The organism is Pseudofrankia saprophytica (genome assembly GCF_000235425.2).
Taxonomy (GTDB): Bacteria; Actinomycetota; Actinomycetes; order Frankiales; family Frankiaceae; genus Pseudofrankia; species Pseudofrankia saprophytica.
The window spans coordinates 6,934,043-6,949,654 of record NZ_KI912266.1 but is presented as its reverse complement, the minus strand read 5'-3'; the positions used below and the strand labels follow the sequence as shown (position 1 = coordinate 6,949,654).

12 protein-coding genes are annotated in these 15,612 nt (G+C 71.5%); 7 read left to right on the top strand and 5 right to left on the bottom strand.

The features are described 5' to 3' along the window. Window positions 1-12: 12 nt before the first annotated feature. The 3 genes from FRCN3DRAFT_RS0229290 to FRCN3DRAFT_RS0229280 all read right to left on the bottom strand — a co-directional run bounded on the left by FRCN3DRAFT_RS0229290 (window position 13) and on the right by FRCN3DRAFT_RS0229280 (window position 1,984). Window positions 13-450 (bottom strand): type II toxin-antitoxin system VapC family toxin, encoded by a 438-nt coding sequence (locus tag FRCN3DRAFT_RS0229290; RefSeq protein ID WP_007515128.1) that lies wholly within the window; start codon window positions 448-450, stop codon window positions 13-15. Beyond that, window positions 447-701, bottom strand: a complete 255-nt coding sequence (locus tag FRCN3DRAFT_RS0229285; protein WP_027141052.1) for a type II toxin-antitoxin system Phd/YefM family antitoxin — start codon at window positions 699-701, stop codon at window positions 447-449. The genes FRCN3DRAFT_RS0229290 and FRCN3DRAFT_RS0229285 overlap by 4 nt, the downstream gene beginning before the upstream one ends. A gap of 203 nt (window positions 702-904) precedes the next feature. Next, complete coding sequence (locus FRCN3DRAFT_RS0229280; protein WP_007515132.1) at window positions 905-1,984, bottom strand: alcohol dehydrogenase catalytic domain-containing protein; 1,080 nt, start codon at window positions 1,982-1,984, stop codon at window positions 905-907. Between the two features lie 177 nt (window positions 1,985-2,161). Between FRCN3DRAFT_RS0229280 and FRCN3DRAFT_RS0229275 the strand changes: the two genes are divergently transcribed. From FRCN3DRAFT_RS0229275 to FRCN3DRAFT_RS0229265, 3 genes are all read left to right on the top strand, one after another. Beyond that, a complete protein-coding gene (locus FRCN3DRAFT_RS0229275; protein WP_007515134.1) occupies window positions 2,162-3,388 on the top strand; it encodes an amidohydrolase family protein in 1,227 nt (408 codons plus the stop codon). Window positions 3,389-3,651: 263 nt separating this feature from the next. After that, entirely contained in the window at window positions 3,652-5,430 is a 1,779-nt protein-coding gene (locus tag FRCN3DRAFT_RS55455; RefSeq protein WP_007515136.1) for a TIR domain-containing protein, read from the top strand. A gap of 270 nt (window positions 5,431-5,700) precedes the next feature. Then, entirely contained in the window at window positions 5,701-7,335 is a 1,635-nt protein-coding gene (locus FRCN3DRAFT_RS0229265; RefSeq protein WP_007515137.1) for an AMP-binding protein, read from the top strand. Window positions 7,336-7,446: 111 nt separating this feature from the next. Here FRCN3DRAFT_RS0229265 and FRCN3DRAFT_RS0229260 read toward each other — a convergent pair whose 3' ends face one another. Next, window positions 7,447-9,117, bottom strand: coding sequence for a S8 family peptidase (locus tag FRCN3DRAFT_RS0229260; RefSeq protein ID WP_007515138.1), 1,671 nt, complete (start codon window positions 9,115-9,117; stop codon window positions 7,447-7,449). A 409-nt stretch (window positions 9,118-9,526) separates the two neighbouring features. Further along, window positions 9,527-10,957 carry an aminotransferase-like domain-containing protein gene (locus FRCN3DRAFT_RS0229255; protein WP_007515139.1) on the bottom strand — a complete coding sequence of 477 codons (1,431 nt, stop codon included), beginning with the start codon at window positions 10,955-10,957 and terminating at the stop codon, window positions 9,527-9,529. Window positions 10,958-11,098: 141 nt separating this feature from the next. Here FRCN3DRAFT_RS0229255 and FRCN3DRAFT_RS52020 point away from each other — a divergent pair, with 141 nt between their 5' ends. The 4 genes from FRCN3DRAFT_RS52020 (at window position 11,099) to FRCN3DRAFT_RS0229235 (ending at window position 15,559) form a co-directional block, all read left to right on the top strand. Next, entirely contained in the window at window positions 11,099-11,227 is a 129-nt protein-coding gene (locus FRCN3DRAFT_RS52020) for a hypothetical protein (RefSeq protein ID WP_007515140.1), read from the top strand. A 686-nt stretch (window positions 11,228-11,913) separates the two neighbouring features. Next, the gene (locus FRCN3DRAFT_RS0229245; RefSeq protein ID WP_007515141.1) at window positions 11,914-12,909 is read left to right on the top strand and encodes a phosphate/phosphite/phosphonate ABC transporter substrate-binding protein; all 996 of its coding nucleotides are present in this window, start codon (window positions 11,914-11,916) and stop codon (window positions 12,907-12,909) included. Between the two features lie 41 nt (window positions 12,910-12,950). Further along, window positions 12,951-13,829 carry a phosphonate ABC transporter ATP-binding protein gene (phnC, locus tag FRCN3DRAFT_RS0229240; protein WP_007515142.1) on the top strand — a complete coding sequence of 293 codons (879 nt, stop codon included), beginning with the start codon at window positions 12,951-12,953 and terminating at the stop codon, window positions 13,827-13,829. After that, window positions 13,826-15,559, top strand: a complete 1,734-nt coding sequence (locus FRCN3DRAFT_RS0229235) for a PhnE/PtxC family ABC transporter permease (protein ID WP_007515143.1) — start codon at window positions 13,826-13,828, stop codon at window positions 15,557-15,559. The genes phnC and FRCN3DRAFT_RS0229235 overlap by 4 nt, the downstream gene beginning before the upstream one ends. The last annotated feature ends 53 nt before the right edge of the window (window positions 15,560-15,612 follow it).

Sequence of the window (15,612 nt, the reverse complement as noted above, 5' to 3'; positions counted from 1 at the left end):
CCAGCCGAGGGCCTAGGCCTGACTGATGACGCTGGTATCGGCTGTGGCCAGGCCCAGGGTTCGGCAGGCCGACAGGAGTGTCTTGTCGCCGCTGGCGATCACAAGGTCATCCGATGCCAGCATCTGCGCGGCTGCGCAATGCACCGCGTCATAGGCTCGCAGGGCCATCCTCCTGGCAAGCGTCGCCGCCCTGGCCACGAGACGGTCGTTCACGGCCACGACGTCGACGTTGGCGTACAGCTCGTCAAGCTGAGACAGCGCCGCCTCGTGGGTGATCCTGCTGAGCCGTCCGAGCCGATGCGCCTGCGCTAGCCCGGCAGCGGCCTCGACGTAGAGCAACCTCGACGACACCACACGGTCCGCTGCTTTCCAGACCTGCGTCGCCGCCGCCGAGCCAGATTCGCTGACCAGAAGCGAGATGAAGGCGGAGGTGTCGAAATAGCAGATCATCCGCGCTGCTCGCTCACGAGGTCGCTGACCGGGCCGTTCGCGTCGACCGGCCTGGGTGTAGCGCGGGTACGCGACCGGGCTGGTTCCACTAGGCCCTCGGCGATCAACCGCTCGAGCGGCGTGGGTTCCGTGACGGGTACCAGCCGGGCGATGGCGCGGCCATGATCGGTGATGGTCAGCGTATGACCTGCGCGTACCTCGGCAAGGTGGCGGCTCAGGTTGTCCCGCAACTCGCGGATGCCGACGTCCATCGTGGCCTCCTTGGTGGCTACATTTTCATAGATCATTGTGGCCACTAAGTCCTCCCCGGTCGAGTCCTTCTGTCGGAACGACCACTGCTGTCTCCGACACTGTCTGAGGCGACTCCCCATGGTCGACGGATCAGCGTCAATCGGACATGCCGGACCTGTGGACAACTGGCCTGGCAGCGTCGGAGGCGGGGCCCCGCCCCGGTCTATGGCGTGATGACGGCGCGGCCGCGCAGGGTCGTCTCGTCGAGGGCGCGGTAGGCGTCCGCGACGGCGTCGAGCGGAAAGACCTCGACGAGGCTGCGGATCCTGCCGGCGGCGGCCAGGGCGACGACGGCATGGGCGTCGGCGATCGTCGAGCCCTGGAAGGTGAACACGTCTGCCTCGCGGGGCAGGCCGCCGTACCAGGCGGCGCGCAGCCGGCCGCCGCCGGAGCCGACCAGGCCGAAGGCGCCGCACGGGCGGACGGCGCCGATCCCCGCGGTGATCGTCGCGTCGGTGCCGACGAAGTCGAGCACCGCGGCGGCGCCGTCGCCGCCGCAGGCCTCCTTCAGCGCTCCCGCCGCCCGGGCCGGGTCGCCCCGCTCGCCACCCACGCCGCTGACGGTCTCGTCGGCGCCCAGCTCCCGGGCGGTGGCCAGGCGGGCGGGCGAGGTGTCGACCGCGACGACCCGGGCGGGCGAGCAGGCCTTCAGGTGCTGGATGGCGAACCCGCCGAGGCCGCCGGCGCCGATGACGACGGCGGTACCGCCCGGGTCCAGGACGGGCAGCACCCGGCGGACGGCGTGGTAGGAGGTGGCGCCGGCGTCGGTGAGCGGCGCGGCGGCCACCGGGTCCAGCCCGTTCAGCGGGATCAGCGCCCGCACCGGCGCGACGACGTACGGCGCGAGCCCGCCGTCGCGGCCGTAGCCGCGGCCGGCCAGGCCGTTCGGGCAGGCGCTGTCCCTGCCGGCCAGGCAGTAGGCGCAGCGACCGCAGGACGTCGGCGAGACCAGCGCGACGGGGGTGCCGACCAGCGGGGCGTCGGTCGCCTCCTCGCCGAGCGCGGCGACGGTGCCGGCGATCTCGTGGCCGAGGGTGAACGGCATCCGCCAGCCGATCAGCTCGCCTATCTCGCCCGGAATCTGGCTCATCGTCAGGTCCGAATGGCACAGCCCGTTCGCCGCCACCGCGACCAGCACCTCGCCGCGACCAGGCCGCGGCACGGGAACATCCATCAGACGAGGCTTCCTGAGCCAGTCGTCGATCCGGTAGGCCGGCATGGTCGTCGCGCCGGTGCTGGTCATGGGGTCTCCCGGAGGCAGATAACCTGACGGTCCGTCAGGTCGGATGCTAGCGTCGGATGACGGACGCGGGATGGGGAGCGGGTCAGGCCGCCGCGCCGCGGCCGCCTGGCGGTCGCGCGGTGGCCGCGGTGGCCGTGGTGGCCGGGCAGTGGCTGCGGGGGCGAGGGAGGACGAGGCATGGCGACCGGCGACGGCGGCGAGGGACACTCCTTCGGCGAGCTACCGAAGATCATCAGCGTGGACGACCACGTGGTGGAGCCCGCGCACCTGTGGAGGACGTGGCTGCCGGCCCGCTTCCGCGACGCCGGGCCCCGGGTCGAGCGGCGCGGCATCGGGACGATGGAGCACGTCGGCGGCGGCGCCTACCGGCAGACCTTCGACCCGGACGGGCCAAAGGCCGACTGCTGGATCTACGAGGACCTCGTCTACATCAACAAGCGGCACGTCGCGGCCGTCGGCTTCGACCGCGACGACATGACGATGTCGCCGATCACCTACGACGAGATGCGCGCCGGCTGCTACGACCCGGTCGCCCGGCTTGCCGACATGGACCTCAACCACGTCGAGGCGTCGCTGTCGTTCCCCACCTTCCCGCGCTTCTGCGGCCAGACGTTCGCCGAGGCCTCGGACCGCGATCTCGCCGCCGCCTGCGTCACGGCCTACAACGAGTGGATGGTCGAGGAGTGGTGCGGCGACTCCGGCGGCCGGCTGATCCCGCTGTGCATCATCCCGTTGTGGGACGCCGAGGCGGCGGCCGCCGAGGTGCGCCGCAACGCGGCCCGCGGCGTGCGGGCGGTCTGCTTCAGCGAGATCCCGCCGAAGCTGGGGCTGCCGAGCATTCACAGCGGCTACTGGGACCCGTTCTTCGCCGCCTGCGCCGAGACGGGGACGGTCGTGTGCATGCACATCGGCTCCTCGTCCCAGATGCCCGCCACGTCAGGAGACGCGCCGGTCGCCGTCGCCGCGACGCTGTCGTTCAACAACGCGATGGCCTCGCTCGCCGACTGGCTGTTCTCCGGCGTGCTCGTGCGCTTCCCGACGCTGAAACTCGCCTACTCGGAGGGCCAGATCGGCTGGCTGCCGTACGCGCTGGAGCGGGCGGACGACGTGTGGCGTGAGCACCGTGCCTGGGCCGGCGTACGCGACATCGTCCCCGAGCCGCCGTCGACCTACTTCCACCGGCAGGTGTTCGGCTGCTTCTTCCGTGACCGGCACGGCCTCGCGTCGCTGGCCGAGATCGGCGTCGACAACGTCACCTTCGAGACCGACTACCCGCATACCGACTCGACCTGGCCGCACACGAAGAAGGTCGCCGAGGAGATGATGGCCGGCCTCGACGCCGACACCGTACACAAGATCGTTCGCGGTAACGCCATCCGGATGTTGGGGCTGGACCTCCGGTAGGAAGCACGGACCAGGCTCGGCCAGCCGGGGCGGTGGCCGGTGCCGTCTCCCGGCCTGGTACCGCGGCCGCCTGCTGTCCCGCCGCGCCCGTCGGCGTGCCGTCGCCGACACATCGGGAATCCGGCTCGCGCGCCGATAGAATCCGTCTCGGTCCGGCGGGGGCACGGCAGGTGGCGGGGGCCTTGGACAAACGGAATCCTGACGCGGCGCCGAGCGGCCCGCCGGGAATGCATACCCAGACGACCGGTTCAGGAGCCGGCGGCGTGGAGCAGAAGGACGACGCCTCGGACGTCCTCACCCGGCGGCGCGCGGAAACGGATGGTGGTACCGCGGCGCGGCCGCCGGAAGGCCTCTGGGACTTCTTCGTGTCCTATACGCAGGCCGATCGCGACTGGGCCGAGTGGATCGCCTGGCAGCTGGAGTCCGCCGGCTACCGGGTCCTCGTGCAGGCCTGGGACTTCGTACCGGGCACCCACTGGATGGCCCGGATGCAGGAGGGCATGCAGGGGGCGAGAAGGATCCTCGCCGTCCTGTCCGGGGCATATCTGCAGTCGGTGTACGGCAATACGGAGTGGCAGGCGGCCTACGGGCAGGACCCCGACGGCTTCGCACGCCGGCTGATCCCGGTCCGGGTGGAGGACTGCGACCGCCCCGCGCTGCTGCGCCACATCGTCTCCCTGGACCTCTTCCCGCTTTCCGAAGGCGAGGCCAGGGAATTCCTGCTGGCCCGCATCGGCGAGGCCGTCAGCGGGCGCGCCAAGCCCGCCGCCGAGCCGACGTTCCCGGACCGGACCGCGGGGGGCCGGCCCAGGGCCGTCGCGCTGCGCGACCTGGTAGCGCCCGAGAATCCCGTTCCAGACGAGCCACCCGCCTATCCCGAACCACCCGAACCGGCTCCGGAAGCCGACACGCCTTCGGCGCGGGGAGCGGAGGCGGCGCCCGGTGGTGGGCCTGCGGACGGTCCGGCCGAGCGTGGCCCCGCCGGAGCGGGCGGCCTGGACTCGCCCGGGCCGGCGGCGGCGATTCCCGCCGCGCGGACCCCCGGCGTGTCTGAATCCCCTGAAGCTCCCGAATCCCCTCGGTCTCCCGGCTCCCCTGAATCGCCCGAACCTCCTGGCGGGACAGTCGTCCTTGCGCTGCCGCCGGCCAGGTCCGGCCGCGGCGCCGCCGCCGAGGACGGCGATGACGACGGCGGCGCGATCCGTCGGCCGGATGCCGCGCGCCGGAGCCGGTGGCCGGTCGTGACGGTGATCATGGCGGCGGCCCTGGCGGCCGCTGTGGTAATGCTGGCCGCGTTCGTGCTGCCGGGCCGGGGTTCGACGGCCACGCCTGGTGATGGCGGGGCGTCGCCCAGCGAGGGCGTCGTCTCGACGCCGCCGGCCCCGACTGGTTCCGAGACCGCGAGGGCGTCGCCCAGCGGGTCCGGCCCGACCGGAACAACAGGCACGCACACCACCGCGTCCATCACCACCTCGCTGAAGAACGACCCGCCGACGGCGGCGCTGCGCCTCGACAAGACCAGTGGCGACGCGCCGCTCACGGTGGCGGCCGACGGTTCCGGCTCCCGCGCCGGCTCACATCCGCTGTCGACGTACGACTTCTCCTTCGGCGGAGTCGTCCGCGAGTCGGGTGACGGCAGCGCCAGCTACACCTTCGAGAGCCCAGGCACCTATACCGTCACGCTGACGGTGATCGACGCGACCGGGACACGCGCGACGAGCCAGCCGGTCACCGTCACGGTGCGTCAGCCGCTCACCGCGCCCGTCCTCATCGGCCCGGCGGATCGAGCCACCTTCTTCCCGGGTGACAAGGTCACCTACTCGTGGAACGCCGTCGCGGGCGCGGACAGCTATGTGCTGTTGTTCGAGCAGTCGTCGGGCAGCGGCTGGCAGATGCTGGCGCCATACCAGGGAACCGCCCCGTCCTACTCGATGACCTGGCAGGGCTACGGCGCCGTCCGGTGGCGCGTCTCTGCCGCGCGTTCGGACGGGACGAACGGGCCCATGAGCGAGTGGCGCGAGAACTACACCGAGCCTGGCTGACGTCCATCCGCACGCGGCCGGGCCGGGATTTCGCCCGCGGCGCCGACCGGTAACCGGGGCCGACGGCTGGCCGGCCTCGACCCGCCAGCGCGCGGTATGGCGGCCAATATAGAACGCGTTCTATATTGGCGCGGGCGATCGGGCGCCGACGCGAGGCCGTCGGCACCGTCCGGTGGCGGCGCCGTGCCGGTCCTCCGCCGACCCCGCGACGCGCCTGTCAGGTTGCACCGCGGTCAGGTCGGGCCGCATCCGAGTGAGGGAGGCAGCCCCATGCCCAGCTCCGAAGCCGCGCCGGCCGCGGGGTCGTCGATGATCACGGCATCGAGCGTCGCCACCCTGTGGGACCTCGTCGCGCGCCGGGCCGCACTCACCCCGGACGCCCCGCTCTTACTTGCGGACCCTCCGAGCGGCGCGGCCTCTGGCTCCGCGGCCGGCTCCGTCCGCCTCACCTGCGCGGATCTCGCGACTCGCGCCGAGCGGGTCGCGGCGGGCCTGTTCGCGCAGGGCGTCGGGCCGGGGACGCGGGTGTGCTGGCAGCTGCCGACGAGGGTCGAGACGGTCGTGTTGTCGATGGCGCTCGCCCGGCTTGGCGCGGTCCAGGTCCCGATCATCCACATCTACCGCGAGCGCGAGGTCTCCGTCGCGCTGCACCAGACCGGCGCCCGGCTGTTCTGCGTCCCGGGCGTCTGGCGTGGCACCGACTATCGCGCGCTCGCCGCCGCGGCGACCAGGGACCTCGCCGATCCGCCGCGGTTACTGGTCGTCGGCGCCGGCGCTGGCGCCGGTGACGGGCTGCCCGAGGGCGACCCGTCGACGCTGCCGCCCCCGCCGACGGACGGCGAGGAGATCCGTTGGATCTACTACACCTCCGGCACGACGTCGCAGCCCAAGGGCGTGCGCCACCGCGACTCGTCGCTCATCGCCGCCGGCGTGGGACTGGCGCTGGCGCTCGCGGCCAGGCCGGACGACGTCGGCTCGATCGCGTTCCCGGTCGCGCACATCGGCGGCCCGGACTACCTGGCGATGATGCTCGCGGTCGGTTTCCCGGCGCTGCTGCTGGAGGCCTTCGTGCCGGCGGACGCGATCGACGCCTTCCGTCGCCACGGGGTGACGATCGCCGGCGGTTCCACCGCCTTCTACTCCGCGCTGCTCGCGGCCCAGCGCGCCCTGCCGGCGCCCGCCGGGCCGCTCGTGCCGACCCTGCGGATGCTCGCCGGCGGCGGCGCGCCGAAGCCGCCGGAGCTGTTCACCGACGTGCGGCGTGAGATGGGCATCCCGATCGCGCACGGCTACGGCATGACCGAGGTCCCGATGATCACCCAGGGCTCGCCGGCGGACAGCGACGACGCGCTGATGTACTCCGAGGGCGCCCCGCTGCCCGGGGTCGAGGTGCGCGTCGTCACGGCGGACGGCGCGGTGGCCCCGGCCGGCGTCGAGGGCGAGGTCCGGGTCCACGGCGCCACGGTCTGCGCCGGCTACACCGACGACGAGGCGACCGCCGCCGCCTTCGACGAGGACGGCTGGTTCCGCACCGGCGACCTCGGCTTCCTGCGCCCCGACGGTCACGTGACGCTCACCGGTCGGCTCAAGGACGTGATCATCCGCAAGGGCGAGAACGTCTCCGCCAAGGAGGTCGAGGACCTGCTCTACCAGCATCCGAAGGTCGTCGCCGTCGCCGTCGTCGGGCTGCCGGACGCCGAGCGCGGCGAGCTGGTCTGCGCGGTCGTCGAGCCGGCGCCCGGCGCGGCCCCGCCGACGCTCGCCGAGCTCGCCGCCTTCCTGCGCGGCGCCGGGCTGATGACGCAGAAGATCCCGGAGCGCCTGGAGATACTCGACGCGCTTCCTCGCAACGCCACCCTGAAGATCCTGAAACACGAGCTGCGCGCCCGTTTCGGCGGTCGTTGACACCCACGCTCACGTGGACATTCGGACCTGTCGCCGACGACGGAGCGGCCCGGGTGGCAGACGCCGCCCGGGCCGCTCCTCATTCAGTTGTTTTTCCGGTGGTCCGGAACATCAGTGGAGCTTGGACGCGTTCAGCGCGCTGACGATTCCGTTTCCGTAGAACCCGTTGAATTTGGTGCTGCCCTCGCAGGTCTTGGTGTAGCTCGCTGGCACCGGCGCGGGGTAGACGTACGGGTTCGGCGTCGGGCAGGGCGTCGCGACCGCCGTCCTCTGCAGCTGCTGCTGGACGATCGCCGGGTCCAGCGTCAGCCCGCCGTGCCTCAGGTCCTTGCGGCCCAGCGCGCTGACGATGATCGCGGCCACGCCGACGGCGTGTGGCGAGGCCATCGACGTGCCCTGCAGGTACTGGTAGTACGACGCCTTGCCCAAGCTGTCGTCGCGAATGACGAACTCGCTGGTCGGGTCGCCGTTCTCGTCGATGTCACCGTTGGCCACGGCGACGTTCTTCGGGTAGGCGGCGAGGATCTCGTTCGTCACCTTGCGGGTGGCGGAGCCGTCGTAGGCGTCACCGCCCGGCGCGGCCACGACCGTCTGCTCCAGGCCGTAGTTGCTGTAGTAGCTCAGCCGCTTGGACGGGCCGATCGCGTTGACGTCCAGCACGTTCGGCGCCTCCGACGGCATCGACAGGCACGAGTTGTCGATGACGCGCGGGTAGGCGGCGCTGCCCGACGGCGGGTAGTCCGGGCTGGTGTCGTCGCCGGTGGGGTGGCCGAGGTCGAACCCCTCGTTGCCGGACGCGGCGATCAGGGTGACGCCGCGCCTGGACGCGTAGGCGACCGCGCGCTGGGTCGCGGCGATGATCGTGCGCTGCTCGGCCTGCCGCTCGGGGGAGTCCGCCGGGTTCGCCTTGCAGTTGAACAGGTAGGGGTCGGTGTAGAAGGACATGTTGACCACGTCGATGCCCGCGTCACCGGCGTAGGTGATGGCGTCGATCGTCGGCTTCAGGAAGAAGTAGCCCGAGTCCTGGCCGGCCCGGACGTTCACCAGCTGCACGTTCGGGGCGACGCCCGCGATGCCCAGGCCGTTGATCGGCGAGGCGATCGTGGACGCGACGTGGGTGCCGTGGCCGTCGTCGTCCTCGTCGACCGGGTCCTTGCAGCTCGGGTGCTCACATGGGCCGTCGACCTCCTCGCCGGAGGCCGGGTCGGTCGGGATGTCGGTGACGAAGTTGCGCGACAGCCCCTTGTTGAAGTTGGGGGCGATGTCCGGGTGGGTGCCGTCGATGCCGGTGTCGATGACGCCGACCAGCACACCCTTGTCGCCTGGCTCGTACTTGTACGAACCGGTCGGCGTCGCGCCCATCAGCTGCATGTCCCACTGCAGGCTCGACAGCGGCTCGGCGCCGGCCGCGGGCTTGCCGGGTTTGCCGGGCTTGGTGCCGCCGCCGGCCCGGCTCAGGTCGCGCTCGCGCTGGGTGAACGACTGGTCCTTGCCGGCACCCGAGCCGCCGGCGATGTCGGGGACGGCGTAGCCGATCGGCGCGTTCGGCGCCGCGCCGACCAGCGCCGCGTTGGCGCCAGCCTTCGTCTCGAAGGACGCGTCCGTCGACGTGACGACCGCGAGCCCGGTCTCGGCGTTCTCCGACTCGATCGTGCCGCCGAGCTTCGCGACCGCCGCCCGGCCCGCCTCCGCGGAACCCGAGTAGACGACGAGGAAGGTCCTGGTACTCGCGGCGCTCGCCGGGCCACCCGGCAGCGTGAGCGCGAGCGGTACGGCGACCATGGCGGCGACCGGCGCGGCCAGCAGTGCCAGCCTGCGCGACCGGCGAGAGCGGCGCTTTCCTTCTGCGGGTGGGGTGGGGGATCTGAGCGCTCGGCGCATGTACTCACTCACCTTGCGGGGTGCGGGGGAAATGCGCTGGACCCGGCGGATCCTGCTCAGGGCACCCTAGTGGATCTATCAAATGACAACAGACGCTTTGGCGTCGTTTTGAGGGTTTGCCGGGCTATTACCACCGGCCGCACTCCGCCCGCCCGCCCGCGCCTCGTCGGCCGGTAACGGCGCGGTTTCCACTGTTTCAGGAATTTCGCGACGTTCCCGGCTCTGACCACCTCGGGGCCGATCCGGTGCCGGTGACCGGCAATCGGTCACCGGCCACTTGGCGCCGGCCACCTGGCACCGGCCTGTCCGGTCATCCGACGAACGGGTGGTCGGCGGCCGTGCCGGCGCTGGCGCGCACCGCCTCGGCGAGCAGCGCGACCGCGGTGGGGATATCGGGCTCCCGGACCCCGGCGACGCACAGCCGCAGGTGGCTGACGTCCTGTTCGCCGATCACGAAGTACCGACCGGGCACCACCGCCACCCCGAGCCGCCCCGCGCGGGTGGCGACCGCGAGGTCGTCGGTGCCCCGGGGCAGCCGCAGCCAGATGCTGACCCCACCCCGGGGGTTCTCGAACGAGCACTCCGGCAGCTCGAGGGCGAGGGCGGTCGTGAGCGTGGCCATCCGGGCGCGCAGCGCCGCCGAAACGGTGCGCAGCTGAGCCGACCAGCCCGGCCCGGCCACCATCTCCACGGCGGTGTGCTGCAACGGCATGGGCACGAAGGAGTCATCGACCTGGCGCATCGCGGCGAGCCGGGTCATCACCGGCCCGCGCGCCACGATCGCGCCGATGCGCAGGCTCGGGGCCAGAATCTTTGTCAACGAGCAGACCGTGATGACCCGGCCCTGGTCGTCGTCGCGCCACAGCGGCGGCGGCGGGACCTGCCCGTGGCCGAGCCAGCGCGCGAAGTCGTCCTCGAGGATGAACGCGCCGGCCCGCTCGCAGATGTCGAGCACCTCGCGGCGGCGCGTGTGCGCGAGCACCCCGCCGTCCGGGTTGGCGAACGTCGGCTGCAGGAACAGCAGCCGCGCCGACGTCGCCGCCAGCGCCCGCTCGAGCAGCTCCGGGCGGATGCCGTCGGCGTCGGTCGGCACCGGCACCGGCACGTGGCCGGCGCTGCGCGCGACCGCCAGCGCGCCGGGGTAGGTCGGCACCGCGAACAGCACCGGGCTTCCGGCCGGCAGGAGCGCGCGGAAGGCGGCGGAGAGGGCGCCCTGAGCGGCCGGGGTGATCAGCACCTGGTCGGGATCGGCGCCGACCTGGCGGCCGAACCAGCTGCGCAGCTCCGGAACGCCCGCCGCTGGCGGCGCGCTCCAGGCGTCCGGCCGGCGCACCGCGCGGCTGGCCGCGGCGGCGAGCCGGCTGTCGGCGCGCAGCGTCGCGTCGAAGTAGCCGGCACCCAGCTGGAAACCGGTCGAGTGGGCGCTCGCCAGCAGCACGTCTACACCAGACGCCGACACCGGGCTCGCGCCGAGCGCTACCTGCTGCCAGTCGGTGTCGCCGGCGCGGGTGGCCCGGCGCGCCGCCACGAACGTGCCGGCACCCGGCCGGGTGACCAGCAGACCCTCGGTGACGAGGCGGGCGAGCGCTCGCTGCACGGTCACCGGGCCGACACCCAGCCTGTGCTGCAGGTCGCGGGTGCTGGGCAGGCGGGCGCCGACGGCCCGGGCATCAGCCAGGGAGCGCAGCTCGTCGGCGACTTTCTCGACGCCGCCGGCATCCCTACTGCTACCATTTTTCATGAGGACAGAGGATAGCGCTACCGTTCCGGACCCGTCAGGCGCTTTCGGGACATCGGCCCCGGTGGGGTGGCCCGTCCCCGCGACCCCGCCTGTTCTCGTGGAGGCCCCGCTCCGCGGCGGACGGTCGCTGGGTGGACGGCGATGATCGCCCTTGTGGTCCTGGGTGTGCTGACCCTGGCCGGGGTGCTCGGCTGGTTCGCCGGTCCGGACACGCGGGACCCGGACTACTCCATGCGGGCGCGCGCTCGACGCCCGCCCACTGGGCGCTGAACCCTTTACGTGAATCCGGTCGAGTGAACGGCCGGATCTTGGCGTCGTAGCGTCATCGTTGCGTCACGGTTGGCGGCTGCGCCTCGCGGTGGAAATCTGTTCGTAACGTGCGCAGACGGTCACGCCTAGCATGCGCAAATCGCCTTGCCGGCGACACATGAACGTTGCTGGCGCAACGCTTACGGTTCACAGCCCGTTCAGAGAGGGCCATCAAGGTTCTCGACGTGGACGGACGAGGGGTCCCGCGAGGCTGCCCGGATGAAGGCGGGGCGCCGCATCGGCACACGCCGGGGCCGCTCTCCGCGGATCGAGCGCACCGGAATCCCGCGCCGGCGAGCGGCGCGCCGATGACGAGTTGCGCGCCGATATCGACGGCCTCGCGTTCCCGGGGCGGCGGCGTGAGCGCGGGAGCGAATCCTGCGAATCCTGCCGTGGCGATACGAGTCCCGGCCGGCGCGCCTGTCCTGGCGGTCGTCCCCTGACCACCCGCTGACCGTTCCGCGGCCCACCGGGCCGCGGCTCCTCCCTGATCAGCCAGCCACCCCACCCGGACCGGCGACCCGGTCCCGAGAAGACCCACGCATCCACGACCACCATCCGCCCCCGAACCGTCACGCATCCAGCGCGGCGAACCCGCTGGGGCACTCGTACGGGCCAAACCAACAAAAAACATCGAAAGGGTCCACATGCGTTTCATCGGCACCAAGCGGGCCATGGCTGGCGCCGTCGTCGGCGCGCTGCTCGCCGTCGTGGCACTCGCGGGCTGTGGTTCTGACGACGACTCCACGGACGCGGCCGGCGCGACCGCCGGGGCCAGCGGCCCGGCCGAGGCGGGCAAGTTCGCCAAGAGCGAGGGAACCCTCATCTTCGGCACGGTGCCGGACCAGGCCGGTTCGGACTCGAACTGGAAGCCGCTCGAGGAGTACATCGCCAAGCAGACCGGCCTCAAGGTCGAGTACTTCCCGACCGCCGACTACACGGCGCTCATCGCCGCCGCCGTCGCCGGCAAGGTCGACGTCGCGGCGTTCTCGGGCCTCACCTACGTCAACGCCACCAACAAGGGCGCCAAGCAGACGGTCGCGTCGGCCGTCATCGCCTCGGCGGGCCTGACCGACCCGGGCTACTACTCGGAGGCGATCGTCCCGAAGGGTTCGGACATCACCTCGGTGGCCGGCTTCAAGGGCAAGACCGTCTGCTTCGTCTCCAAGAGCTCGACCTCCGGGTTCCTCTTCCCGATGCTCGCGCTCAGCAAGGCGGGCCTCAACATCACCCCGTCGGGCACGGACGCCAGCGGTAACCCGACCTTCGCCGACTTCAAGGCGTCCTTCGCCGGCGCCCACGACAAGTCGGTCCAGGCCGTGGCCTCAAAGCAGTGCGACGCGGGTTTCGCCGAGGACTCGGAAGTCGAGCCTGGCGTGAAGGACGGCGCGCTGGTGTCGGTGGACAAGCAGTACGTGCCTGGCGGACCGCTGACTTACTCGACCGCCCTGCCCCAGAGCGTCCAGACCAAGCTCAAGTCGGTTCTGGGCAGCGTCACGCTCGACGACATCACCAAGGCCGGCATCACCGTCACCGACGGCTTCAAGGATGCCTTCCAGGGAGCGAAGCCCGAGGACGACTCCTACTACGACACGATCCGCGACATCTGCTCGAAGGTCACCGCTGCGGACTGCGCCAAGTAACGGACTGCGTCACCTAGTCGGATAGAAGAGACAGGTAGCTCATGAGCGGCACGGCGACCTCCCCGATCATCTCCGTGAGCGGAGTCATCAAGGACTTCGGCTCCTCCACGCGAGCACTCCGCGATGTCGATCTGACGGTGGAGCCCGGGGAGGTCGTCGTGCTACTCGGACTTTCTGGTTCGGGAAAATCGACGCTGCTCCGGCATCTCAACGGCCTCGAGTTCCCGACCAGGGGGACGGTCGAGGTCCTCGGGCAGAACGTTCCCGCCCTGAAGACGAAGGCTTTGCGCGCGCTGCGTGGACGCGTGGGCATGATCTTCCAGCAGTTCGAGCTCGTTCCCTCCCTCACGGTGCTCGAGAACGTGCTGACCGGCGCGCTCTCGCGTCTTTCGGGCCCGCGCATCGGCCTGTGGTCGTACCCGAAGAGCCTGAGACTCACGGCGCTTGCCCACCTGGACCGCGTGGGCCTGCTCGAAAAGGCCTACCAGCGTGCGGACCAGCTCTCCGGCGGCCAGCAGCAGCGCGTCGCGATTGCCCGCGCGCTGATGCAGAGCCCCGAGATCCTGCTCGCCGACGAGCCCGTCGCGAGCCTCGACCCCGAGTCGAGTGAACAGGTCATGCGGCTCATCCGGGAGATCGCCGCCGACGACGGCCTGACCGTCGTCTGCAGCCTGCACCAGGTCGACCTCGCGCTCGACTGGGGCGACCGGATCGTCGGCCTGCGCCAGGGCGGGGTCGTCCTCGACACCACCACCGACGGCCTCAGCAAGGCCCAGGTGATGGAGATCTACGGGCGGGTGGCGACCTCGACCGCCGAGCTCAAGGCGATCGCGACGGAGCTGTCCGACGTGCCGATCGACCTGCCGGTCCGGGACGGCGCGGCGCACCCCTCGGTGCCGGTGCAGGACGGCACGGTATGACCACTGTCGAGGCGGCCCGGGCAACCGCCGCGCCGGACGTCGCGCAGCGGGCGCCGCGCCGGCCCGTCCCGGTGAGCAAGATCATCGGCGGCGCCTTCATCCTGGCGATGCTCGGCTTCTCGATCTACTCGCTGACGACGCTCGACTTCTCGTGGAGCAACACCGTCTCGAGCTTCGACAACGCCGCGAAGGTGTTCGGGCAGATGGACCCGATCAGCGTTCCGGGGCCGAGCGACCTGTTCTACCTCATCGGGCTCACGCTCGGCATCGTGATCCTCGGGACCGTGATCGCCGCGCTCATCTCGGTCCCGGTGGCGTGGATCGCGGCCCACAACACGACTCCGGCGCGCTGGCTGCGCCCGGTCGGCCGGGCGATCGGCGTCCTCACCCGCGCGCTGCCGGACGTCGTCCTCGCCCTCGCGTTCGCCCTGATGTTCGTCCTAGGCAGCCCGCTGCCCGGCATCCTGGCGATCGGTATCCACTCGATCGGCATGATCTCGAAGCTGTTCGCCGACGCGATCGAACAGATCGACGACGGCCCGCGCCTCGCGATCCGGGCGGCGGGCGGGTCGCGGGCGCAGGAGTTCTGGTCCGGGGTCTTCCCCCAGGTGCTGCCGTCGTGGATCGCGACCGTCCTGCACCGTTTCGACATCAACCTTCGCGGCTCGGCCATCCTCGGCTACGCCGGCGTGGGCGGCCTCGGCTACGCGATGAAGATCTCCTTCGAGAGGTTTCCGGAGGGATACGGCCGCGGCCTCGGCATCGCCATCGTCATCTTCGTGCTCTGCGTCGTGCTCGAGATCGTCTCGTCGACCATCCGGCGCAACCTGCTCGGCATCCAGCCCACCGGCAAGGGCCTCGGCGACCGCATCGTGCGCCGGGCGACCAAGAACGCGCCGGCGCCAGAACCGAAGCTCGGCACGGCTACGGGTACCACGGCTGCCGAGTCGATGATGAAGCGCCCGTGGACCCGCCCCCGGGTGCGCAACCTGACCTGGTCGCTCGCCGCCGTGGCGCTCATCATCGGCAGCTACTGGATGGCGGACGTCAAGTTCAGCGACATCACGTGGGAGTACGTCCGGCCGACCCTCGACAGCTTCTGGCCGCCGAACCTCGGCAGCCACACCTTCAGCGAGTACATGCACGCCCTGCTCGTGACCATCGAGGTCGCCTTCGCCGCCGCGGTGCTCTCGCTGTTCTTCTCGCTGCTGTTCGGGTCGCTGGCCGCCCGCAACGTCGCCCCGAACAGCCGCGTGCGCAGCGTGTTCCGCGTCATCCTGGTGATCTTCCGTGGCGTGCCGGAGCTGGTGCTCGCGATCTTCCTCATCATGGTCACGGGTCTCGGCAACCAGGCGGGCGTCGTCGCGCTCGCGTTCGGCGGCGTCGGCTTGCTCGGCAAGCTCATCGCAGACTCCTTCGAGGAGGTGCCGGCCGGACCGGAGCGCGCCCTCACCGCCGCGGGCGCGACGAGGGGCCAGCGCTACCTCGCCGCGACCTGGCCACAGGGACTGCCGTCGCTGCTGAGCAACTCGCTGTACCTCGTCGACACGAACCTGCGGGCGGCGACGATCCTCGGCATCGTCGGCGGCAGCGGCATCGGCTACTTCCTGACGGTCGCCTCGCCCGTCCTGAAGCTGCACGGCCAGGTCACGACGCTCGTCATCATGATCGTCGTCACCACGCTCCTCCTCGAGGGCATCTCACAATGGCTGCGTCGGGTGTTCCGCTGACGAGCGCGGCCCAGGCGCGGATTCTCTCCACCTGCTGACGGGAGGCCGCGCTC